General features: G+C 59.3%; 2 protein-coding genes and 1 pseudogene. All 3 read right to left on the bottom strand.

The window, feature by feature from the left end:
- On the bottom strand, window positions 1-1,443 hold a 1,443-nt coding region (locus CKO12_RS15460), incomplete at its 3' end, for an Ig-like domain-containing protein (RefSeq protein WP_200155368.1).
- Window positions 1,444-1,463: 20 nt separating this feature from the next.
- Window positions 1,464-2,033, bottom strand: a pseudogene (locus tag CKO12_RS15465) (Ig-like domain-containing domain); the annotation flags it as partial.
- A gap of 92 nt (window positions 2,034-2,125) precedes the next feature.
- On the bottom strand, window positions 2,126-3,306 hold a 1,181-nt coding region (locus CKO12_RS14165; RefSeq protein WP_200155370.1), incomplete at its 5' end, for an Ig-like domain-containing domain.

Raw genomic sequence — 3,306 nt, forward strand, 5'->3', positions numbered from 1 at the left:
ATCGAAGGTGCCGCCCGACAGGGTGCCGTTGGCAACCGTCAGATCGTCGGCTTCGACAAAGTCAGTCGGTACCTCGCTGAAGGTGACGGTGACGGTGGTGGTCTCGCCCGCACTCAGCGCGCTGTCGGCCAAAACCACGGTGGCGGTGGGGGCGGTGGTGTCGACCGCGTAGTTGAGCGAGTCGGTGTCCGCCGCCGGAGCGTTGGTAGCGACATCCGTCCAGCCAGTGCCGAGCGTGACCACGTTGGTAGCGTCTGTGATGTTAGCGGTTGGCGTGAAGGTTGCCGTGTAAATCAGACCGGTAGCATCGAACGTTCCAGCAGCCAGAGTGCCGTTTTCAACCGTCAGATCGGCAGCTGCATCAAAGCCAGTTGGCGCTTCGCTGAAGGTGACGGTGACGGTGGTGGTCTCGCCCGCACTCAGCGCGCTGTCGGTCAGGACCACGGTGGCGGTGGGGGCGGTGGTGTCGGGCGTGGAGAAGTTGAGCGTGGTGGCGTCGTTGATCCCGGCAAAGGGGTTCGTTGCCGTGTCGGTGAGTACCCCGCTGACCATCTGCACCGAGTAGGTGGTGTCGGAGTTGAGGTCGACGGTCGGATTGATGGTCACGGTGGTGCCGCTGATCGTCACCTGGGCATCGCCCACTGCAATGGTGCGGGTGTCGCCCGCGCCATCGCTGATGACGATGTTACCGGTGCCGGCGGCGACGGCTTCGCTGAAGGTCAACACGATGTTGCCATCGACCGCAACCGCCGTGGCGTTGTCCGCCGGGACGTTGCTGGTGAGCGTCGGCGCGGTGGTGTCGGCCGCAGCAGTGGTGAAGCTCAACGCGGTGGTGCTGCTGATGCCGGTGTAGACGTTGTTCGCCGCGTCCTCAAAGGCGCCGTTGTCGATCAGCACATAGTATTCGGTGCTGGGGTCAAGGTCGGCGGTCGGATTGACCGTGACCACGCCGCCTACAATCGCGATCTGCGCATCGTCGGCCGCGATCGTGGCGACCACGCTGTCATCGCTGGTCTTGTGAATGACCAGGTTCTTGCCGGTGACGGCGGTGACGTCCTCGCTGAAGGTCAGCACCACGTTGGCGCCTACCGCCACGGCGGTGGCGTTGTCCAGCGGGTTGGTGTTGTCGAGCGTCGGCGCAGTGACATCCGCCGGATCGGCAGTGGTGAAGCTCAACGCGGTCTTGTCGGTCAGACCGGCATAGACGTTGTTCGCCGCGTCCTCAAAAGCGCCGTTGTCGATCAGCACATAGTATTCGGTGCTGGGATCAAGGTCGGCGGTCGGATTGACCGTGACCACGCCGCCTACAATCGTGATCTGCGGATCGTCGGCCGCGATGGTGGCGACCACGCTGTTGTCGCTGGTCTTGTAAATGACCAGGTTCTTGCCGGTGACGGCGGTGACGTTCTCGTTGAAGGTCAGCACGATGTCGCTGCCGACCACAACCGCCGTGGCGTTGTCCNGATGGTGGCGACCACGCTGTTGTCGCTGGTCTTGTGAATGACCAGGTTCTTGCCGGTGACGGCGGTGACGTTCTCGTTGAAGGTCAGCACGATGTCGCTGCCGACCACAACCGCCGTGGCGTTGTCCGCCGGGACGTTGCTGGTGAGCGTCGGCGCGGTGGTGTCGGTTGCGGGCACCGTATAGGTTGTTCCTGCTGCAAGCGCACTGCCCGTTGGCAACGTCACACCAAGTATTGTAGCGAACTGCTCAAAGGTTTGCGGCGACGCCGTATCACCGCTAGTCGCATTTGCGCCCACTTCATAGCTCAATCTACTGGCACCAGTAACCTGCACCTTCCCACCGTTCGACAGTGTTAATTCCACTGCATTTGCATAAAAAGTAGAAGTGATGGTTAAGCCATCAACCAATTGCAGTTTATCTGTGCCTTCAGTATCAGTAATTACGGCGGTTGATCCCGCCGCTAATAGCGACGTAATCAAATAGGTGTCATTACCAGCACCACCTAAATAAGTATTACCGCCAGTTGGCACGATGACATCAGGACCAGAAGAATTCGCGATTGTTGCCATTATGAATATTCCCGTTAAGTAAAGTGTTCAGATTCACTGTATAAACAACCCACCCCCACTCATTAGTAATGAGTGGGGTTAAAAACTAACGACTACACAATCTGAGCAACAATCTGTGTCAACGCTTCATCTTGAATACCAGTAAGCTTCACACCACCAGCAGTTCCCGCTGCATTAGGGTCAAAGAAGAATGAAGTCGAACCGTCGAACGGATTCTCACTCCAAACCACGCCTGGTGTCACCAAGAACGCTGCTTCAGTACTCGCTGTCGTCGTGGTTATATTGTCAAAGCGCAAAATATCTTGCGTTGGATCGAAGTCATTAATGGTTGCTGTTCCAGCACTCATCACCGTTGTTGCACGACCAAGAGTCACGGTGTAATCCATCTCGTAGATGTCCACGCCAGTAGTCGCAGTGAAAATACCACCGGCGGTAATATCAGTAGGCGTGGCGGCGGTGGTGAAGCTCAACGCGGTGTTGCTGCTGATGCCGGTGTAGACGTTGTTCGCCGCGTCCTTAAAGGCGCCGTTGTCGATCAGCACATAGTATTCGGTGCTGGGGTCAAGGTCGGCGGTCGGATTGACCGTGACCACACCGCCCGCAATCTGCGCATCGTCAGCCGCGATGGTGGCGACCACGCTGTTGTCGCTGGTCTTGTGAATGACCACGTTCTTGCCGGTGACGGCAGTGACGGTTTCGCTGAAGGTCAGCACGATGTCGCTGCCGACCACAACCGCCGTGGCGTTGTCCGCCGGGACGTTGCTGGTGAGCGTCGGCGCGGTGGTGTCGACCGCAGCGGCGGTGGTGAAGCTCAACGCGGTGGTGCTGCTGATGCCGGTGTAGACGTTGTTCGCCGCGTCCTTAAAGGCGCCGCTGTCGATCAGCACATAGTATTCGGTGCTGGCATCAAGGTCTACGCTCGGATTGACCGTGACCACACCGCCCGCAATCGCGATCTGCGGATCGTCGGCCGCGATGGTGGCGACCACGCTGTTATCGCTGGTCTTGTAAATGACCAGGTTCTTGCCGGTGACGGCGGTGACGTTCTCGTTGAAGGTCAGCACGATGTCGCTGCCGACCACAACCGCCGTGGCGTTGTCCACTGGGGTGCTGCTGGTGAGCGTCGGCGCGGTGGTGTCGGCCGCAGCAGTGGTGAAGCTCAACGCGGTGGTGCTGCTGATGCCGGTGTAGACGTTGTTCGCCGCGTCCTTAAAGGCGCCGCTGTCGATCAGCACATAGTATTCGGTGCTGGCATCAAGGTCGGCGCTCGGAT

Origin of the sequence: Chromatium okenii, from assembly GCF_016583745.1 — a bacterium.
Lineage (GTDB): Bacteria > Pseudomonadota > Gammaproteobacteria > Chromatiales > Chromatiaceae > Chromatium > Chromatium okenii.